This window comes from Pseudomonas sp. Z2-11, assembly GCF_054161305.1.
In genome coordinates this window covers 3,797,932-3,815,651 of record NZ_CP096395.1, presented here as the reverse complement: position 1 = coordinate 3,815,651, position 17,720 = coordinate 3,797,932, and the positions used below count along the sequence as shown (strand labels likewise).

16 protein-coding genes are annotated in these 17,720 nt (G+C 60.7%); 5 read left to right on the top strand and 11 right to left on the bottom strand.

Translation table 11 applies throughout. The annotated features are described in order from the left end of the window. Positions 1 to 36: 36 nt before the first annotated feature. The 3 genes from M1E16_RS16820 to M1E16_RS16810 all read right to left on the bottom strand — a co-directional run bounded on the left by M1E16_RS16820 (position 37) and on the right by M1E16_RS16810 (position 2,411). The gene (locus tag M1E16_RS16820; protein ID WP_434697465.1) at positions 37 to 525 is read right to left on the bottom strand and encodes a GFA family protein; all 489 of its coding nucleotides are present in this window, start codon (positions 523 to 525) and stop codon (positions 37 to 39) included. A gap of 185 nt (positions 526 to 710) precedes the next feature. Continuing rightward, positions 711 to 1,325, bottom strand: a complete 615-nt coding sequence (locus tag M1E16_RS16815; RefSeq protein ID WP_458127921.1) for a DNA-3-methyladenine glycosylase family protein — start codon at positions 1,323 to 1,325, stop codon at positions 711 to 713. 3 nt (positions 1,326 to 1,328) lie between these two features. Then, the gene (locus M1E16_RS16810) at positions 1,329 to 2,411 is read right to left on the bottom strand and encodes a bifunctional transcriptional activator/DNA repair enzyme AdaA (protein WP_458127920.1); all 1,083 of its coding nucleotides are present in this window, start codon (positions 2,409 to 2,411) and stop codon (positions 1,329 to 1,331) included. A 144-nt stretch (positions 2,412 to 2,555) separates the two neighbouring features. On the opposite strand from M1E16_RS16810, the gene M1E16_RS16805 reads away from it, so the two are divergent. Further along, positions 2,556 to 3,047: a hypothetical protein gene (locus M1E16_RS16805; protein ID WP_458127919.1), complete on the top strand. Its 492-nt coding sequence runs from the start codon at positions 2,556 to 2,558 to the stop codon at positions 3,045 to 3,047. A 77-nt stretch (positions 3,048 to 3,124) separates the two neighbouring features. Here the strand turns inward: M1E16_RS16805 and M1E16_RS16800 are convergent, their stop codons facing one another. Then, a complete protein-coding gene (locus M1E16_RS16800) occupies positions 3,125 to 4,579 on the bottom strand; it encodes a TrkH family potassium uptake protein (RefSeq protein ID WP_458127918.1) in 1,455 nt (484 codons plus the stop codon). A gap of 176 nt (positions 4,580 to 4,755) precedes the next feature. On the opposite strand from M1E16_RS16800, the gene M1E16_RS16795 reads away from it, so the two are divergent. Further along, entirely contained in the window at positions 4,756 to 5,343 is a 588-nt protein-coding gene (locus M1E16_RS16795; RefSeq protein ID WP_458127917.1) for a LysE family translocator, read from the top strand. 141 nt (positions 5,344 to 5,484) lie between these two features. Here the strand turns inward: M1E16_RS16795 and M1E16_RS16790 are convergent, their stop codons facing one another. After that, positions 5,485 to 6,309 carry an AraC family transcriptional regulator gene (locus M1E16_RS16790; RefSeq protein ID WP_458127916.1) on the bottom strand — a complete coding sequence of 275 codons (825 nt, stop codon included), beginning with the start codon at positions 6,307 to 6,309 and terminating at the stop codon, positions 5,485 to 5,487. 119 nt (positions 6,310 to 6,428) lie between these two features. On the opposite strand from M1E16_RS16790, the gene M1E16_RS16785 reads away from it, so the two are divergent. The 3 genes from M1E16_RS16785 to M1E16_RS16775 all read left to right on the top strand — a co-directional run bounded on the left by M1E16_RS16785 (position 6,429) and on the right by M1E16_RS16775 (position 9,195). Continuing rightward, the gene (locus M1E16_RS16785; RefSeq protein WP_434601111.1) at positions 6,429 to 7,400 is read left to right on the top strand and encodes a sensor domain-containing diguanylate cyclase; all 972 of its coding nucleotides are present in this window, start codon (positions 6,429 to 6,431) and stop codon (positions 7,398 to 7,400) included. A 550-nt stretch (positions 7,401 to 7,950) separates the two neighbouring features. Then, on the top strand, positions 7,951 to 8,775 hold the full coding sequence (locus tag M1E16_RS16780; RefSeq protein ID WP_434657135.1) for a lipid II-degrading bacteriocin: 825 nt from the start codon (positions 7,951 to 7,953) through the stop codon (positions 8,773 to 8,775). Positions 8,776 to 8,781: 6 nt separating this feature from the next. Further along, positions 8,782 to 9,195 carry a hypothetical protein gene (locus M1E16_RS16775; RefSeq protein WP_458127915.1) on the top strand — a complete coding sequence of 138 codons (414 nt, stop codon included), beginning with the start codon at positions 8,782 to 8,784 and terminating at the stop codon, positions 9,193 to 9,195. Positions 9,196 to 9,249: 54 nt separating this feature from the next. Here the strand turns inward: M1E16_RS16775 and fabI are convergent, their stop codons facing one another. The 6 genes from fabI to M1E16_RS16745 are packed head-to-tail and all read right to left on the bottom strand — an operon-like array spanning position 9,250 to position 17,457. Beyond that, a complete protein-coding gene (fabI, locus tag M1E16_RS16770; RefSeq protein WP_003202751.1) occupies positions 9,250 to 10,044 on the bottom strand; it encodes an enoyl-ACP reductase FabI in 795 nt (264 codons plus the stop codon). Between the two features lie 19 nt (positions 10,045 to 10,063). Further along, on the bottom strand, positions 10,064 to 11,674 hold the full coding sequence (locus M1E16_RS16765; protein WP_434601110.1) for an ABC transporter ATP-binding protein: 1,611 nt from the start codon (positions 11,672 to 11,674) through the stop codon (positions 10,064 to 10,066). 1 nt (position 11,675) lies between these two features. Further along, positions 11,676 to 12,695 (bottom strand): ABC transporter permease, encoded by a 1,020-nt coding sequence (locus M1E16_RS16760; RefSeq protein ID WP_458127914.1) that lies wholly within the window; start codon positions 12,693 to 12,695, stop codon positions 11,676 to 11,678. A 1-nt stretch (position 12,696) separates the two neighbouring features. Beyond that, on the bottom strand, positions 12,697 to 13,770 hold the full coding sequence (locus M1E16_RS16755) for a microcin C ABC transporter permease YejB (RefSeq protein ID WP_434601108.1): 1,074 nt from the start codon (positions 13,768 to 13,770) through the stop codon (positions 12,697 to 12,699). A gap of 4 nt (positions 13,771 to 13,774) precedes the next feature. Beyond that, entirely contained in the window at positions 13,775 to 15,628 is a 1,854-nt protein-coding gene (locus M1E16_RS16750) for an extracellular solute-binding protein (RefSeq protein WP_458127913.1), read from the bottom strand. Further along, positions 15,625 to 17,457: an extracellular solute-binding protein gene (locus M1E16_RS16745; RefSeq protein WP_434573597.1), complete on the bottom strand. Its 1,833-nt coding sequence runs from the start codon at positions 17,455 to 17,457 to the stop codon at positions 15,625 to 15,627. The genes M1E16_RS16750 and M1E16_RS16745 overlap by 4 nt, the downstream gene beginning before the upstream one ends. Between the last annotated feature and the right edge of the window lie 263 nt (positions 17,458 to 17,720).

Below are 17,720 nucleotides of genomic sequence, written 5' to 3'. Positions count from 1 at the left end.
GCTTGCTCGCGATAGGGCCCAAAGCCGCGCTGCATCTCAAAGGGTCAAACCCAGGCGTTCATGCCATCGGGCAATCGATTCTTCGGGATACACGTCGAACTGCTGGTCGCCCGAGCGCGCCTCGACCTCGACCCATGGCGCCTTGGAGCCCAGCATCAGATGGGTACGTTCCGGCGGCACCGGCAGCGGCGTGTCGATGGCTGAGGCGAAAGGGTGGATCAATTCCGGCCATTCAGGGCTGAACAACCATAATCCCGAGCCGCACAGCGAGCAGAAATGCCGCTCGGCGCTGCTGCGGTGGGCGCGTTTGTCGCCCTCGTCCTTGAGCCGCGCATGGTAGATCGAGATGTGCTTGCGACCCTGCACCTTCAGGCTCGTGGCGTCTCCCCCCAGGTTGATCGCAAAACCACCGCCGCCCTGGGTCTTGCGGCAGATCGAGCAGTAGCAACGTTGGTAAGGGTAGGGGTGACTGCTGTCCAGGCTGAACGACACGGCGCCGCAGTGGCAGGATCCTTCGAGGTGCATGGGAACCTCCGGTGGATTGGAAATGGTTCAGTACAGCCTAGACGGTCGGCGTTTTTTGCCGGTTGATTTTATGTTGAATGTGCGGACGCCTTCGCGAGCAGGCTCGCTCCCACATTGGAATCGGGAAGTCCACAAATCCCCTGTGGGAGCGAGCCTGCTCGCGAAAGCATCCCTGCAAGCCAACATCACTTGGGCACCCGCCACAGGTACCACGCCGCCACCGTCCGACAAGGGCTCCAGGCCCGGCCGATTTCGCTCATCTGTCTGGAGCTCGGTTGGGTTTCCAGCACTTTGAGCCGCCGATAACCCTCGCGAACCCCAAAATCATCCGCAGGCAGGATATCCAGCCGTTCCAGGCTATAGATCAACAGCATCTCCACGGTCCAGCGTCCGACGCCGCGCAGGGTGACCAGGCGCTTGATCAGTGCTTCATCGTCCATGGCCTGCGCCGTGGCGTAATCCGGCACGATGCCGTCCAGCGTGGCCTGGGCTATACCCTGGAGAGTGGCGATCTTGCTGGCTGAAAATCCACAACCGCGCAATTGCGCTGCATCAGTTGCCAGTATCTGCTCAGGCCCGGGAAACGTCCCCGATGGGTACAGCCCGAGCAGCCGGCCAATGATCGCATCCCCGGCCTTGGCGTGCAGTTGCTGATAGGCAATCGCCCGCATCAGCGCCTCATACGGATCCCGGGCCGGTTTGGGTTGCAGAAGGCAAGGACCGATCGACTCGATATGGCGCCGCCAGTCTTCGTCCAGGCCTGCCAGGAAAGTGCTCGCTTGCTGATAAGGCGCCGCCATCAGTCAAAACGCCAAAGGCAACGAAACCTGCACCGCGGCTCGCTCCAACCGTAATAGAAACGCCTTGCGCGGCTGACCGCCGCCATAGCCGGTCAAAGAGCCATCCGCCCCAATCACCCGGTGACAAGGGATGACGATGGCCAGGCGGTTCTGTCCATTGGCCAGGCCCACGGCGCGGCTGGCGCCAGGGCTGCCCAGTGCGTTGGCGACGACGCCGTAGCTGCGGGTTTCGCCGTAGGGGATTTTCTGCAGCTCGGCCCAGACCCTGGCCGCGAAGGCGCTGCCAGGCATGTGCAACGGGACGTTGAAAACCGTGAGCTTGCCGGCGAAATAGTCGGCCAGCTCGCTTTCGATCTGTTGCAGATGCGCATTGTGGCCCGGCGCAACCGTGTAGCCGTAGCGTTGCTGCAGTTCCTCCAGCTCCCTGGTCAAGGCCGGGCGATCGAGAAACTCCAGCAATACCAGGCCGCGACGTTCGGCCATGGCCAGCATCGGCCCCAATGGCGTGGTCAGGCGAGTAAACAGCAAGGGTTCGCTGAGGCCGGCGCGGCCGGGGGTGATGTGGAAGGATTTGACGAAGGCATCACGAAACCCGCTCAGCGATTCATAGCCGGAGTCGAACGCCGCATTGTCGATCGAGGCGCCTTCCTTTATCCCGCCCAGGGCGATGCCCAGGCGCCGAGTGCGCAGGTAGGCGTGGAAGGTCATGCCGAAATGCTGTTTGAACCAGCGGCGCAGTTTCAGCGGTTCGATGCCTTGTTCCAGCAGCAGGGCGTCGGTCCAGCGCAGGTCTGGCTCGGCGTCGACGGCTTTGAGCAATGCCTGGATCCAGTCCGGGGCGATGGCGGCGGCATCCAGCGGCTTGCAACGCAGGCAGGCCCGATAACCGGCGGACATCGCCTCGTCGGCGTGGGCAAAGAACTCGACGTTCTCCGGCTTCGGCTTGCGTGCCGTGCAGCTGGGGCGGCAGAAAATACCGGTGGTCTTGACCGCGGTGAAGAACACCCCCTCGTAGGTGGTGTCTCGTTCGAGCATGGCGCGGACCATCTCGGCGTGGGGCGGAAGCAGCGAGTGATGTAGGTTCATGGGCAGAGCATAGAACCGTGGCCGGGACGACTCCACCGAAAAATCGACAATGAATTCATGATCATTTGGTCGGACGCCCGCGAACAAAAATTGAACCTTCAAGTCTTAGAGGTTCACCCGCTGTTTTTGTCTTTCGGAGACATCATGTCCAAACACAAGAAATCCCTCATCGCCGTAGCTGTCTGTGCCTTGGCGCTCGGCGCCTCGGCTTTGTTGCCTGCCGACCTGTCACCTATCGGTTCGAGCTATGCCGCGGGCGGTGGCAACGGCGGTGGCGGCGGTAATGGAGGCGGTGGCGGCAATGGCGGAGGGAATGGCGGCGGCCACGGTGGCGGCGTGGGCGGCGGGCAAGGCAATGGCAACGGTGGCAAGTCCAGCGACTCCAGCGGCCACGGCAAAGGACTGGCCAGTGATCACGCCGGTACTCGGACTCGCGATCATGGCCTGAGCGGTAAGCACACCGGCACCACCCGCACCGATCGCGCCAGCAAGGCGTCGGCGACGTCCGCCATTGCCAAGGACCGTGATACTCGCGGCTTGACCAAGGCCTCGGCGATTTCCGCCGCTACGCCGGGCACCCATAACACCAAGGGCTTGAGCAACGCGACCCGTTCATCGATGAAGAACGACCGCTGATTGCTTGAATGAAATCGCGAGGCCTGTTTCCGGGCCTCGCGATTTTTTTCGTCTGCCGTTCAGTCCTGTTCGACGAGTCAGTACTTCCAGAACACCGGCGTGAACAGCACCAGCACCGTCAGGATTTCCAGCCGTCCCAGCAGCATGCCGATGGTCAGCAGCCATTTTGCCGCATCCGGCAAGGTCGAGAAGTTGCCGGCCGGGCCGATGATGTTGCCCAAGCCCGGACCCACGTTGCAGACGGCAGTGGCGGCACCGGTCAAGGCGGTCGTCCAGTCCAGGCCGATCAGGGCCAGACCCAGGGCGATGGCGCCGATCGTGATGGTGAAGAAGAACGAGAACGTCAGCAGCGAACGAACGATTTCCTCGTCGATGGGATGGTTGTTGTATTTCTTCTGGATCACCGCCCGGGGATGGATCAGCTGCTTCAAACTGCCCATCAGCAGCACCCTGGCGACTTGAAAGCGAAAAATCTTCAAGCCCCCGGCCGTTGATCCCGAACAGCCGCCGACGAACGTCAGGTAAAAGAACAGCAACAGGGCAAAGCTGCCCCACAGCGTGTAGTCACCCAGCGCCACGCCAGTGGTCGTGACGACAGAGGTAACGTTGACCGCCACGATGCGGACCGCGTCCCACCACGCGTGATCGCTGTTAAGGCTCAGCCAGGTACCCACCAGCAGCCATGTAACGACCAGGAAGCCGATGAAGCCCCTGACTTGCTGGTCCTTGAGCAGGGCGCGCCGATGGCCCCGCAATGTCGCGACATACAGCGTGAAGGGCAGCGATCCGGCCATCATGACGACCACTGACACCCAATGAACCGCCGGTTGGGGCCAGTGCGCCAGGGACGCATCGGAGGTGGAAAAGCCTCCGGTGGAAATCAGCGACATCGCATGGTTGATCGCTTCGAAAGGCGTCATCCCCGCAAGCCACAGCCCCAACGTCGAGAGAGCGGTCAAGCCGATGTAGATCCACAGGATGTAATTGGCCGCGACGTGAGAGCGCGGCGTGACTTTCTCCGACCAGTCCGAAGATTCGGTCTGGAACAGCCGCATGCCGCCGACCCGCAGCAGCGGCAGGACCGCCACGGCCATGCCGATAAAGCCGATTCCGCCGAGCCAGTGCAGCATCGACCGCCAGATCAACAGGCCGGGCGATGCGCTATCCAACCCGGTCAGGATGGTCGAGCCGGTGGTGGTGATGCCCGACATGGTCTCGAAAAATGCATCGGTGTAGCTGATGTGCTGGATGAACACCATCGGCAGGGCGGCGAATGCGCAGACAATTACCCAACTGGCGGTGGTGAGCAGGTACATTTCCCTGGGGCGCATCTGGACGTGGTCCGGCCTTCCACGGGCCACCAGTGCCACACCGCAGACGAAGGTGATCAGGCTCGACCATAGAAATGCCGACAAGTCATCGTTGCGCCCGTAGAACAGCAGCGTAAACAGCGGAATCGCCATGCTGATCGCAAGGGTGATCAGGAAAATCCCGAGGATGAAACCGATGAGACGCAGAACCGCTATAGACATGGATGACGCCTGATTCAAAGAGCTGCCCAGTATCGATTTGGTGAATCGCTTGCCGCGTAAAATTTGCGTAAAAAAATGAAGCGGAAGTGCTCGACGACAAAGGCAGTTTTCTTCAATACCCGAGCAGGCGGCCCCTTTACCTTGGGGCCTCTTTCCTGAACTGAAGAAGATATGTGATGAGCTTGATATTTTCCATGGCCACCTTTGCCCTGGTGGCTTCCATTACTCCGGGCCCGGTCAATATCGTCGCCCTCAGCTCCGGTGCCCGATATGGATTTCGCGCAACCTTGCGCCATGTCGCCGGCGCCACCCTCGGGTTCGTCCTGCTGCTGGTCTTGATGGGATTGGGGTTGCATGAAGTATTGCAGCGCTGGCCTGAGCTCACGCGTGTGGTGCAACTGGCTGGCGTGGCGTTCCTGTTGTACATGGCCTGGAAACTGGCGGTGGACAACGGCGAGCTGGGTGACCGGGACGAGGGGCGCGCGCCTTCGATGTTCCATGGTGCGTTGATGCAGTGGCTCAACCCCAAGGCGTGGCTGGCTTGCGTGGCGGGGATGGGCGCCTTCGTGGCTGACGGCGAGGCGCGGCTGGTGTGGCAGTTCGCGGCGATCTACCTGGTCATCTGCTACGTCTCGGTGGGTTGCTGGGCCTATGCGGGCAGCTTTCTGCGCACGTGGCTGGGTAACCCGGCGACCATGCGCCTGTTCAATCGATTGATGGCGGCGTTGTTGGTGGCGAGCGCGGTGTATCTGTTGTTGCCTTGAGTCTGATGAGGTGTCCAACTGGCAGAGCTTTTGTGGCGAGGGAGCTTGCTCCCGCTCGACTGCGCAGCAGTCGCCAGGTTTTGGGGCTACTGCGTAGCCCAGCGGGAGCAAGCTCCCTCGCCACGGAGTCAAGTGGCTATATCAGCCGCGATACTGCCCGGGGGTAGCCGCCAGGTGTTGCTTGAACGCCCGTTGGAAGTGCGCCTGATCGGCAAACCCGCTGTCCAGCGCCACATCGGCAATCAGCTTGCCCTCGCGCAGTTGACGGCGGGCGAACTGGATGCGCCGGTTGATCAGGAAGGCATGCGGTGTCATGCCGTAGTGGCGCTTGAAAGCCCGGCTCAAATAGGATGGCGAAAGCTGCGCGAAGGCGCAGATATCCTCGAGCTTGAGGGCTTCGGTGCAATGGTCGTGAATGAACTGCGCCGCCCGCATCAGCGCCGGGTGGCTGCCACGCTCCGGGCGTCCGGCCGGGTTGAGTCGATGCTGGAGATCGGTGAAAAACACTTCGGCGGCGACTTGCTTGCCACTGGTATCGATATGTTCAGCCACCAGCGTTTCGTAGAGCCCGCACAGGCCGGAGAAAAGCGCGACATCACGGCTATGGGTTGTGCCGAATGCCTGGAAGTCCAGCGAGGGGTCAAAGCCGATACGGCGTTGTAGATCCCCCAGCCATTGGGTATCGACATACAGCATCACATAAGACCAGGGCTGATCGTCGATCGGATTGCAAGCATGGACGTCGCCGGGATTCATCAGCACTACCGTGCCGCTCTGGACCTGGAACCGCGATTGTTCGTGCAGGTAGGTGCTGCGTCCGGCGGTGATTGCGCCGATGGAAAAGTGATCATGGGAATGCCGCGAATAACAGACCTTGCGCCCATCGGCGATGGCCCGGGCCTCGATGAAAGGCAGCGCCGCGTCGCGCCAGAAGCGTGGGGCGGCGTCGTGGTTGGCGGGCTTCATCAGGCAATGTCCTGTTTTATTGGCTGTGCCTGAGTGTATGCGTCCGTGCCGGAAAATGCCCGTTCGAGTTTGTTCCGGTCTGGGCTAGACTCTGATGAGTTCCGCCAACGGAGTTACCGATGCTTGCGCCAGGCAAACCTGACAACGAAGCCGTTCGCCTCAAACAATTGCAGTCGCTCAAGCTGCTCGATACCCCACCCGAGGAGCGGTTCGACCGCCTTACCCGTCTTGCCCGGCGTCTGTTCAACGTGCCGATCGCCCTGGTGTCGCTGGTGGATGCCAATCGGCAATGGTTCAAGTCAAGCGCCGGCCTGGAAGCCAGTGAGACCCCGCGCGAGGTGTCGTTCTGCGGGCATGCGATCTTGCAGGACGAGATCCTGGAGATTTGCGACGCGGAACAGGACGTGCGGTTCCACGATAATCCGTTGGTCAAGGGCCAACCTGGCATCCGCTTCTATGCCGGGCATCCGCTGGGGCTGGATGATGGCAGCAAGATGGGCACCCTGTGCTTGTTGGACACCCGGCCGCGCACCCTCAACGACGACGAACGCGAGCTGCTGCGCGATCTGGCGAGCATGGCCGAGCAGGAGCTGGTCGCCGTGCAGATGGCCAGCATGGATGAACTGACGCTGCTGTCCAATCGGCGCGGTTTCATGACGCTGGCCCAGCACGCGCTGAGTGTCTGCAGCCGTCTTTCGCGGCCGGCGACACTGCTGTTTTTCGATCTCAACGACTTCAAGCCGATCAACGATCGCTTCGGGCATGCCGAGGGTGACGGCGCGCTGAAGACGTTCGCCGACGTATTGCGCATTGCCTTTCGTGAAAGCGACGTGATCGGTCGCATGGGCGGCGACGAGTTCGTCGCCCTGCTCACCGGCGCTTCCCATGTCGAGACGACGGCGATCATGGCACGGCTCAGGGAAATGCTCGACGAGCGCAACATAACGTTGCAGCGCGGCTATGACATCGATTTCAGCGTGGGCCAGATCGAATATGACCCCGAGCGGCATGAGTCGATCGACAGCCTGCTGGCAGAGGCGGATGCGGCGATGTATGCGCAGAAGCAGGGGCGGCGCAATAGCCCAAACTGATTGAGCTGCCCCCCGACATCACCCTCAACTGACCCACCGTCTTCGCGAGCAAGCTCGCTCCCACACGGTCTCGAGTTGTGCCTGACACTCCGGATGGCGCAGAACCACTGTGGGAGCGGGCTTGCCCGCGAAGAGGCCAGCCCATCCAGCATCCCCGTCGACTGATCCACCGCTTTCGTGAGCAAGCCCACTCCCACAGGATTTTGTGTTGTGCCTGGATGCTCCTAGTGGCGCAGCTCCATTGTGGGAGCGAGCTTGCTCGCGAAGAGGACAGCCCATTCAGCATCCCCGTCGACTGATGCACCGCTATCGCGAGCAAGCTCGCTCCCACAGGATTTTGTGTTTTTCCTGGATGCTTCGGATGGCGCAAATGCATTGTGGGATGAATGGTCCAGCTCCACTTTGGAGGCATTCAGCAGTGATGCAGGTAGCCGACGCGACGCTATATATATGTACCGCACAAGGGGGAGCGGAGGTACGCAGAATGAGCTTTGCATCATGTTTGCAGACCCATGACCGCAGCCTTACCTCCATCTGACTGGTACCCCTTATGAATAACGAATTGCCCCTGACATTTGTTTATCCCGAAGAATTTGGCACGTCACGCGGAAGTGGAAGGGGGCTCCCATTCCCTGCGCCGCTGGCGATGATTGGAAAAATGATCCAAGAGCGCAACGTGGCTTACGAACGGGGTCATTGGCCTCAGATGCTTGGACGTCATCTCGTAGCCATGCGCAATAATCGACCGGTTCGTTATGGCTTGGACGGCTTCATCATTGGTGATTTGAAGGTTGCCCATGGTTCTGATCTGTTAATGCTGAAGAATCCCGGGCTTGGCACTGCAGACGCTTGGAAGCTGGGAGTTAAAGAAGGAACCAAGATAACTGCCATTGAACAGCTGGCGGTCGAGCAGGAGTTTTCCGGAGGCGTGTTCACACCCTTCAAAGCTATCGGTCATTGGTTACTTGGCAAGGGCAAACCTGCAAGCGTTCGACTCGACAGAATTGGAATCAGCCCAGCACCGAACAAGATTCCCGACCTGATGGCGATTATCAATACCGCGGGAGTAGGGGTAACCAGTGTCAATATGAGGGTTCCCTATTCCACGGCTCAGGATTCGAATATCGCAAGGATCTACCTTGGAAACATCACGCTTCAAATAACCGGTCAGGTGATCCGTAACACCTCAGGTAGCCTGTCGTTTACAGGGACTGCCAAGGCTTTTTCGGATCGTTATGATGCAAATGCCAGCAATCATCGTTCGGTATTTGATGAAAAAGCGACCACGGCACTGCATCAAGTGGGGCGCGTTGCCCGAGCGCAGGACTATGAAATACGAATTACCGGCGAGCTTCCGATCAATTTTTCAAGGTGACCCACCATGATACGCAGCGAGAAAAGACTGGGCGCCGCTATCCTTTGCCTATTGGCGGCCTGTGCACTGCTGTTTTTCTTTCCCGTAGACAGCGTGGTGGAGAATCCCGGAGATCTCAACGACACCCGGGGTGTGCCCGCTGTTTCGATCTACCTGGTCTTGTTGATCATATTGACCTCGGCATCATTGGCCCTGACCGGAATAGGCAGTATCGCCCAGCGGTTTCTCAGGCGCCGGTCTTTCAGACTGCGTATCAGCGTGTATGCGCTTGCCAATATTCCCCTTGTTTTAACGTCGCTCCTGGGGGTGTTGGTCTCCTTGGCCTACCTGTATGACGCCGTGTCCGGATTAATAGCGGCGTTGTTGTTCCTGCTCGCCTTTGCCTTCGTGTTGTTGGCCATCCCCCCAAAGCCGCAATAAAAAACGCCGCTTGGCCTTTCCAGGGCAAGCGGCGTTTTATTGCAACGCGAAGATTTACTCTTCGATGTTGCCCATGGCGGTGGTGTTGAAGCCGCCATCCACGTACATGATTTCACCGCTGATGCCCGACGCGAGGTCCGAGCACAGGAAGGCGCCGGCGTTGCCGACTTCTTCGATGGTGACGTTGCGACGCAGCGGGGTTTGCGCTTCGTTGGCGGCCAGCATCTTGCGGAAGTTCTTGATGCCGGAAGCGGCGAGGGTGCGGATCGGGCCGGCCGATACGCAGTTCACGCGGGTGCCGTCCGGGCCCAGGGAGCCGGCCAGGTAGCGAACGCCAGCTTCCAGGGAGGCCTTGGCCATGCCCATGACGTTGTAGTTCGGCATGGTGCGCTCGGCGCCCAGGTACGACAGGGTCAGCAGGCTGCCGTTGCGGCCTTTCATCATCTCGCGACCGGCCTTGGCCAGGGCCACGAAGCTGTAGGCGCTGATGTCGTGGGCAATGCGGAAACCTTCACGGGTGGTGGCTTCGGTGAAATCGCCATCCAGTTGGTCGCCCGGGGCGAAGCCCACGGAGTGCACGATGCAGTCCAGGCCATCCCACTTCTTGCTCAGTTCTTCGAAGACCTTGGCGATTTCTTCATCGCTGGCGACGTCGCACGGGAAGCACAGCTCAGGGCTCGAACCCCAGCCTTGCGCGAACTCTTCGACACGACCCTTGAGTTTGTCGTTCTGATAAGTGAAGGCAAGCTCAGCGCCCTCGCGATGCATGGCGGCAGCGATGCCGGATGCGATGGACAGCTTGCTGGCGACACCGACGATCAGTACGCGCTTACCGGCGAGAAAACCCATGTGTTGCTCCTCTTTCAGGTTATTCGGCAGTTGTCGGGGCCAGGAAAGCGGCCTCCAGCAACTGCTGTGTATAGGGGTGTTGCGGCGCGGCGAATATGCTGCGGGCATCACCTTGTTCGACCACTTGGCCATGCTTGACCACCATCAACTGGTGGCTCAGCGCTTTGACGACAGCCAGGTCATGGCTGATAAACAGGTACGTCAGGTTGTACTTGGTTTGCAATGACCGCAACAGCTCCACCACCTGGCGTTGCACGGTACGGTCCAGGGCCGACGTTGGTTCGTCCAGCAGAATCAACGCCGGCTTGAGCACCAGGGCCCGGGCAATGGCGATGCGCTGCCGTTGCCCTCCGGAAAATTCGTGGGGGTAGCGGTTCCGGGTTTCCGGGTCCAGGCCTACCTCCTTCAATGCCGCGATTATCGCTTGTTCCTGTTCGGCTTCGGTGCCGATCTTGTGAATCCGCAGTCCTTCGCCGACGATCTGGCTCACACACATCCGCGGGCTCAGGCTGCCGAACGGGTCCTGAAACACCACTTGCATCTCCCGGCGCAACGGCCGGACCTGCTGCTGCGACAGGCTGTCGAGCTGCTTGCCCTCGAAGCGGATCCCGCCCTGGCTGCCGATCAACCGCAAGATCGCCAGCCCCAGCGTGGACTTGCCGGAACCGCTCTCGCCGACGATGCCCAGGGTCTGGCCCTGGGGCAGGCTGAAGCGGATTCCGTCCACCGCCTTGATGTAATCCGTCGTGCGCTTGAACAGGCCTTTCTTGATCGGGAACCAGACTTTCAGGTCCTCGACCTCCAGCAGCGGCGGGCCGACCACGTTGGTCGCCGGGTTGCCGCTGGGCTCGGCGGCCAGCAATTCCCGAGTGTACGGATGTTGCGGCGCGCGGAACAACTCTGCGCACGATGCCTGTTCGACGATGCAACCGCGCTGCATGACACATACGCGATGCGCAATTCTTCGCACCAGGTTCAAATCGTGGCTGATCAGCAGCAGCGACATGCCCAGGCGCGCCTGCAAATCCTTGAGCAGATCGAGGATTTTCAACTGCACGGTGACGTCCAGCGCGGTGGTCGGTTCGTCGGCTATCAGCAGTTCCGGCTCGTTGGCCAGGGCCATCGCGATCATCACCCGCTGACGCTGGCCACCGGACAGTTCGTGGGGCAACGCCTTGAGCCGTTTGTGCGGTTCGGGGATGCCGACCAGTTCCAGCAGCTCAAGGGAGCGACGGGTGGCGACCTTGCCGGTCAGGCCCTTGTGGATGCCGAGCACTTCATTGAGCTGTTTTTCAATGCAGTGCAGCGGGTTCAGGGAAGTCATCGGCTCCTGGAAGATCATCGCGATCCGGTTGCCACGGATATGGCGGATGGTCTTTTCCTTGAGACCCAGCAGATTCTGGCCGGCGTACTGGATGGTCCCGGTCGGGTGGTGGGCCAGCGGGTAGGGCAGCAAGCGCAGGATCGAATGGGCCGTCACCGACTTGCCCGAGCCGCTTTCACCCACCAGGGCGAGGGTTTCGCCGCGCTTGATGTCGAAGCTGATGCCCTCGACCACGCGCTGGCGGCGTTCGCCAACGATGAATTCCACCGCCAGGTCGCGTACTTCGATCAGATTGTCCTGGTTCATTTCACTTCCTCGGATCGAAGGCATCGCGAGCGGACTCGCCGATGAACACCAACAGGCTCAGCATGATCGCCAGCACGGCGAATGCGCTGATGCCCAGCCAGGGCGCCTGCAGATTGGACTTGCCCTGGGCCACCAGCTCGCCGAGGGATGGTGCTCCGGCCGGCAGGCCGAAACCGAGAAAATCCAGGGCGGTGAGGGTGCCGATGGCGCCGGTGAGGATGAACGGCATGAAGGTCATGGTCGAGACCATGGCGTTGGGCAGGATGTGGCGGAACATGATCGCGCCATTCTGCATGCCCAGCGCTCGCGCGGCGCGCACGTATTCGAGGTTGCGCCCGCGCAGGAACTCGGCGCGCACCACATCCACCAGGCTCATCCAGGAAAACAGCAACATGATGCCCAGCAGCCACCAGAAGTTCGGCTGGACGAAGCTGGCGAGAATGATCAGCAGATAGAGCACCGGCAGCCCGGACCAGATTTCCAGGAAACGCTGGCCGGCCAGGTCTACCCAGCCGCCATAGAAGCCCTGCAACGCACCGGCAATCACCCCGATGATCGAGCTGAGCACCGTCAGCGTGAGCGCGAACAGCACCGAGATGCGAAAGCCATAGATGACCCGCGCCAGCACGTCGCGGCCCTGGTCATCGGTGCCCAGCCAGTTCACCGACGAGGGCGGTGCCGGGGCCGGGACCTTCAAGTCGTAATTGATGCTCTGGTAGCTGAATGGAATCGGTGCCCACACGACCCAGGCGTCCTTGGCGGCGAGCAACTCGCGGATATACGGGCTCTTGTAGTTGGCCTCCAACGGGAATTCGCCGCCGAACGTCGTTTCCGGGTAACGCTTCAGGGCCGGGAAGTACCAGCCGCCGTCGTAGTGCACCAGCAGTGGCTTGTCGTTGGCAATAAGCTCGGCGCCCAGGCTGAGCACGAACAAGAACAGAAACAGCCACAACGACCACCAGCCACGCTTGTTGGCCTTGAACAGTTCGAAACGGCGACGATTGAGAGGGGAGAGGTTCATCTCAATGCTCCCGGCTTTCGAAGTCGATACGCGGATCGACGAAGGTATAGGTCAGGTCGCCGATCAGTTTCACTACCAGCCCCAGCAGGGTAAAGATGAACAGTGTGCCGAAGACCACCGGATAATCACGGTTGATGGCGGCTTCGAAGCTCATCAAGCCAAGGCCGTCGAGGGAGAAGATCACTTCCACCAGCAGCGAGCCGGTAAAGAAGATCCCGATGAACGCCGAAGGGAAACCGGCAATCACCAGCAGCATGGCGTTGCGAAATACATGCCCGTAGAGCACCCGGTTGCGCGTCAGCCCCTTGGCCTTGGCGGTGACCACGTACTGCTTGTTGATTTCATCGAGGAAACTGTTCTTGGTCAGCAGCGTCATGGTGGCGAAGTTACCGATCACCAGGGCGGTGACAGGCAAGGCCAGGTGCCAGAAATAATCGAGGATCTTGCCGCCCAGGCTCAGTTCCTCGAAATTGTTTGACGTCAGGCCCCTTAACGGAAACCAGTCGAAATAGCTGCCGCCAGCAAACACCACGATCAGCAGGATGGCGAACAGGAACGACGGGATCGCGTAGCCGATGATGATCGCCGAGCTGGTCCACACGTCGAAATGGCTGCCGTGCCGCGTGGCCTTGGCAATTCCCAGCGGGATCGACACCAGGTACATGATCAGCGTGCTCCACAGCCCGAGGGAGATCGACACCGGCATCTTTTCCTTGATCAGGTCGATGACCTTGGCGTCGCGGAAAAAGCTGTCGCCAAAGTCCAGGCGGGCGTAGTTCTTGATCATGATCCACAGGCGTTCGGGGGCCGACTTGTCGAACCCGTACATGCGCTCGATTTCCTTGACCAGTGCCGGATCCAGGCCTTGGGCGCCGCGGTAGGAGGAGCCGGCCACCGACACTTCCGCGCCGCCGCCGGCGATGCGGCTGGTAGCGCCTTCGAAACCTTCGAGTTTGGCGATCATCTGTTCCACCGGCCCACCGGGCGCGGCCTGGATGATCACGAAGTTGATCAGCAGGATGCCGAACAGGGTCGGGATGATGAGCAGCAGGCGCCGAAAAATATAAGCCAGCATCGGGTTACTCCACGCTCACAGGGGCGGCGACTTGCTGCTCGATCACTTGTTTTTCCACTTCTTCGGCCGGCTTGATGTCCGGTTTGACCCACCACGTGGTAGTGCCGATGTCGTAGGTCGGGGTGATTTCAGGGTGACCGATGTGGTTCCAGTAGGCCACGCGCCAGGTCTTGATGTGCCAGTTGGGGATCACGTAGTAGCCCCACTGCAGCACCCGGTCCAGCGCCCGGGCATGGGCTACCAGGCTTTTGCGCGAATCGGCGTTGATCAACTGTTCCACCAACTGGTCGACGGCCGGGTCCTTCAGGCCCATGGTATTGCGGCTGCCAGGCTTGTCCGCGGCAGCCGACATCCAGAACTCGCGCTGCTCGTTACCCGGCGAGCTGGACTGCGGGAAGCTGCCCACCACCAGATCGAAGTCCCGGGAGCGCACGCGGTTGATGTACTGGGACACGTCGACGCGGCGAATCACCAGCTCGATGCCGAGGTCGCTCAGGTTGCGCTTGAAGGGCAGCAGCACCCGCTCGAATTCGGTCTGGGCCAGGAGGAATTCCAGCACCACCGGTTTGCCCTGGGCGTCGACCATCTTGTCGTCGACGATGCGCCAGCCGGCCTCCTGCAGCAATTGATAGGCCTTGCGCTGCTGGTCGCGGATCATGCCGCTGCCATCGCAGACCGTCGGCTGGAAGGTTTCGCTGAAAACCTGTTCGGGAATCTTGCCGCGCAGCGGTTCGAGAATCTTCAATTCGTCTTCGCCGGGCAGGCCGGTCGCGGCCATTTCCGAGTTCTCGAAATAGCTGCGGGTGCGGGCGTAGGCACCGTGGAACAACTGCTTGTTGGTCCATTCGAAGTCCAGCAACAGGCTCAACGCCTGGCGCACCCGCACGTCCTGGAAGATCGGGCGGCGCAGGTTGTAGACAAAACCCTGCATGCCGGTGGGGTTGCCGTTGGGGATCTGTTCCTTGATCAGGCGGCCTTCGCTGACGGCGGGAATGTTGTAGGCGTTGGCCCAGTTCTTGGCAGCCATCTCCAGCCAGAAATCGAATTGCCCGGCTTTCAACGCCTCTACCGCCACGGTGTTGTCGCGGTAGTAATCGGTGGTCAGTACGTCGAAATTGTAGAAGCCGCGGTTGACCGCCAGGTCCTTGCCCCAGTAATCCTTGACGCGCTCGTAGCGGATCGAGCGCCCCGCCTTCACTTCGGTGACCCGGTAGGGGCCACTGCCGAGGGGGATCTCCAGGTTGCCCTTGTTGAAGTCGCGGTTGGCCCACCAGTGCTTGGGCAATACCGGCAATTGGCCGAGGATCAGCGGCAGCTCGCGGTTATTGGTGTGCTTGAACTTGAACAGGACCTTGAGTGGCGTCTCGGCGACGACTTCGGCGACGTCGTTGTAATAACCGCGAAACATCGGTGCGCCGTCCCTGGTCAGGGTCTCGAAGCTGAACACGACGTCTTCGGCGCGCACCGGATGGCCGTCGTTGAAGCGGGCTTCGGGGCGCAGATAGAAGCGCACCCAGCCATTGTCCGGGGCCTTCTCGATCTTTTCGGCGATCAGGCCGTACTCGGTAAAGGGCTCGTCGAGGCCTTGCTTGGCCAGGGTGTCGTAGATCAGGCCGATATCCTCGGCCGGTACGCCCTTGCTGATAAACGGGTTGAGGCTGTCGAAGCCACCAAACCCGCCCTGACGGAATATCCCGCCCTTGGGGGCATCCGGGTTTACATAATCGAAATGCTTGAAGTCGGCTGGGTACTTTGGCGGCTCGTTGTACAACGTCAAGGCGTGCTGCGGCGCGGCACAGGCCAGTCCGGCGAATAACAGACCGCCGGCCTGCAGAAGCAGAGCGCGTAAAGGCTTCATTGATCTTTCTCCGAAGATTTCAGCCACCATGCGCTCAGGCCCAGGGTGTAGGGCGGCGTAGTGACGAAGGCGAACCGGTTGCGGTACGCCAGGCGATGATAATTGAGATACCAGTTGGGAATGCAGTAATGCTGCCATAGCAGCACGCGGTCCAGGGCCTTGCCGGCGGCGACCTGTTCGTCGCGAGTCTGGGCGGCGAGCAGCTTCTCCAGCAGGTGGTCGACCACGGGGTTGGCGATGCCCGCATAGTTTTTACTGCCCTTGATCCCGACCTGGCTGGAGTGGAAATACTGCCATTGCTCAAGGCCTGGGCTGAGGGTCTGGCTCAGGGTCAGCAGGATCATGTCGAAATCGAACTGGTCCAGGCGCTGCTTGTACTGGGCGCGGTCCACCGTGCGTAGACGGGCCTGGACGCCGATGCTGGCGAGGTTCTCGACGTAGGGCTGGAGGATGCGCTCCAGGTTCGGGTTCACCAACAGGATTTCGAAGCGCAAGGGCTGCTTGTCGGCGTTCAGCAAGTGCTGGCCGTGGAGGGTCCATCCGGCTTCTTTCAACAGGCCCAGGGCCTTGCGCAGTGTCTCGCGCGGAACGCCGCGACCGTCGGTGCGAGGCAGGCTGAAGGGTTCGGTCAGCAACCGGGGCGGCAATTGTTCGCGATAGGGCTTGAGCAGCAGCCATTCGTGGCCCACGGGCAGGCCCGTGGCGGAAAATTCACTGTTGGGGTAATAGCTGAGTGTGCGTTTGTAGGCACCGCTGAACAGCGTGCGGTTGGTCCATTCGAAATCGAACATCAATCCCAGGGCTTCGCGCACCTTGACCTCGGCGAAGGTGCTGCGCCGGGTGTTCATGAACAGGCCCTGGGTCTGGGTCGGAATCTGATGGGGAATCTGCGCCTTGATCACATCGCCACGGTTGATCGCCGGGAAGTTGTAGCCGTTGGCCCAGTTCTTGGCCTGGTGTTCGATGTAGATATCGAATTCACCGGCCTTGAACGCTTCGAAGGCCACCTCGCTGTCGCGGTAGAACTCGACGACCATGCGGTCGTAGTTGTATTTGCCGCGATTGACCGGCAGGTCCTTGCCCCAGTAGTCCTTGACCCGTTCGAAGACCAACTGGCGGCCGGGCTGCACCTTGGTGATGCGGTAAGGGCCACTGCCCAGGGGAGGCTCGAAGGTGGTCGCCTTGAAGTCGCGGTCTTTCCAGTAGTGCTGGGGCAGCACCGGCAGTTCCCCCAGGCGCAGGATCAGCAAGGGATTGCCCGCACGCTTGAAGACAAAGCGGATTTTCAGCGGATTGAGGATATCGACCCGCAGCACTTCCTGCAGGTTGGTGCGGTATTGCGGATGACCTTCCTTGAGCAGCGTCCTGTAGGAAAACGCCACGTCATAAGCCGTGATCGGCACGCCGTCATGGAACCGCGCCTCCGGCCGCAGGTTGAACACCACCCAGCTACGGTCCTCGCTGTATTCCACGGATCGGGCGATCAAGCCGTAGCTCGACGTCGGTTCGTCGCCGGACGGTGCGTACTGGCCGGTGCCAACCATCAACGGCTCGTTCAATTCATTGATGCCGTATTGCAGGAAATTTGCCGTTGAGACCGGACTGCTGCCCTTGAAGGTATATGGATTGAGTGTGTCGAAGGTGCCAAATGCCATGACCCGCAAGGTGCCGCCCTTGGGCGCTTGCGGGTTGACCCAGTCGAAGTGGGTGAATCTGGCCGGGTACTTGAGCGTGCCGAATTGCGCATAGCCATGGCTTTCGCTGATGGTGGCGCCGGCGGGGGAACTCAAGGCCAGGCTGATCAGGAACAGGAGGAGGGGACGTATCAAGTCTGAGATCCGATCCAGGCGGCTTGGGCTTTTATGGCCTGTACAGTAACAGCTTGTATCGGCAGGAAAAAGGCGGGGGCTCAAAGCGCTGGATTACCTGGATCCATGGCGAGAGTGCCTTTGTGGCGAGGGAGCTTGCTCCCGCTGGGTTGCGAAGCAACCCGTGACCTGGCACCTCGGTGTGACAGGTGAATTGAGTCGCTGCTTTTGGGGCTGCTGTGCAGCCCAGCGGGAGCAAGCTCCCTCGCCACAACAAGCTCCTC

Coding starts and splice junctions, on each gene's coding strand:
- M1E16_RS16820 (WP_434697465.1), bottom strand. CDS start 525: ATGCACCTCGAAGGATCCTGCCACTGCGGCGCCGTGTCGTTCAGCCTG.
- M1E16_RS16815 (WP_458127921.1), bottom strand. CDS start 1,325: ATGGCGGCGCCTTATCAGCAAGCGAGCACTTTCCTGGCAGGCCTGGAC.
- M1E16_RS16810 (WP_458127920.1), bottom strand. CDS start 2,411: ATGAACCTACATCACTCGCTGCTTCCGCCCCACGCCGAGATGGTCCGC.
- M1E16_RS16805 (WP_458127919.1), top strand. CDS start 2,556: ATGTCCAAACACAAGAAATCCCTCATCGCCGTAGCTGTCTGTGCCTTG.
- M1E16_RS16800 (WP_458127918.1), bottom strand. CDS start 4,579: ATGTCTATAGCGGTTCTGCGTCTCATCGGTTTCATCCTCGGGATTTTC.
- M1E16_RS16795 (WP_458127917.1), top strand. CDS start 4,756: ATGAGCTTGATATTTTCCATGGCCACCTTTGCCCTGGTGGCTTCCATT.
- M1E16_RS16790 (WP_458127916.1), bottom strand. CDS start 6,309: ATGAAGCCCGCCAACCACGACGCCGCCCCACGCTTCTGGCGCGACGCG.
- M1E16_RS16785 (WP_434601111.1), top strand. CDS start 6,429: ATGCTTGCGCCAGGCAAACCTGACAACGAAGCCGTTCGCCTCAAACAA.
- M1E16_RS16780 (WP_434657135.1), top strand. CDS start 7,951: ATGAATAACGAATTGCCCCTGACATTTGTTTATCCCGAAGAATTTGGC.
- M1E16_RS16775 (WP_458127915.1), top strand. CDS start 8,782: ATGATACGCAGCGAGAAAAGACTGGGCGCCGCTATCCTTTGCCTATTG.
- fabI (WP_003202751.1), bottom strand. CDS start 10,044: ATGGGTTTTCTCGCCGGTAAGCGCGTACTGATCGTCGGTGTCGCCAGC.
- M1E16_RS16765 (WP_434601110.1), bottom strand. CDS start 11,674: ATGAACCAGGACAATCTGATCGAAGTACGCGACCTGGCGGTGGAATTC.
- M1E16_RS16760 (WP_458127914.1), bottom strand. CDS start 12,695: ATGAACCTCTCCCCTCTCAATCGTCGCCGTTTCGAACTGTTCAAGGCC.
- M1E16_RS16755 (WP_434601108.1), bottom strand. CDS start 13,770: ATGCTGGCTTATATTTTTCGGCGCCTGCTGCTCATCATCCCGACCCTG.
- M1E16_RS16750 (WP_458127913.1), bottom strand. CDS start 15,628: ATGAAGCCTTTACGCGCTCTGCTTCTGCAGGCCGGCGGTCTGTTATTC.